This window comes from Vibrio sp. 2304, assembly GCF_033339475.1.
In the GTDB taxonomy this organism is placed as follows: Bacteria; Pseudomonadota; Gammaproteobacteria; order Enterobacterales; family Vibrionaceae; genus Vibrio; species Vibrio alginolyticus.
This window is the reverse complement of record NZ_JAWOUQ010000063.1, coordinates 1-685: the sequence shown is the minus strand read 5'-3', so window position 1 is coordinate 685 and position 685 is coordinate 1. Positions and strand designations below refer to the sequence as shown.

Genomic DNA, 685 nt, shown 5'->3' with positions numbered 1-685 from the left:
AGAACCGTTGCACGATGGGTATCGAAACTGGCTCAAACAAAACTACGTTGTAACACCAGAAGAAATGCTGTTGGATCGCACCCAGTTGATGGGGTTAACTGCCGCTGAAATGACGGTGCTCGTCGGAGGGATGCGCGTTCTTGGCACAAATCATGGCGGTAGCAAACACGGTGTGTTCACAGACCGAGTCGGCCAACTTACCAACGATTTTTTCATTAACCTAACCGACATGAACTACACGTGGGAACCCGTTGGCGAAAATCTTTACGAAATCCGCAGTCGTCGCTCCAAAGATGTAAAATGGACAGCGACCCGCGTCGATCTTGTCTTCGGCTCAAACTCAATACTCAGAGCCTATGCCGAACTGTATGCACAAGATGACAACGCAGGAAAATTCGTTGAAGACTTTGTCGCCGCGTGGTCCAAAGTGATGAACGCCGACCGATTTTGATGTCATCCAAAGCGAAGCCTAATTTAACAATTAGGCTTCGCTTATATTAAAATGGCAGGTATCACTTACCTGCCATTTTGTTGCTCAGAAACTTTCGGAGCACATTCTTGTTTTGTCTTATCAAGTTTTGTCTTATCAAGCTTTGCCCAACATTCTCAGCAACGTTCCGTCCTGCTTAATAAAGTGATGCATAAAGCTGGCACCAAGGTGCAAAACCAATAGGAATGGCAACAA

Annotated in this window: 1 protein-coding gene; it reads left to right on the top strand. The window is 46.1% G+C overall.

Going from position 1 to position 685, the window contains the following annotated elements; genetic code table 11:
* The coding region (locus R7P64_RS24260) for a peroxidase family protein (RefSeq protein WP_318124158.1) at positions 1–451 on the top strand (451 nt) is incomplete at its 5' end.
* Positions 452–685: the final 234 nt, after the last annotated feature.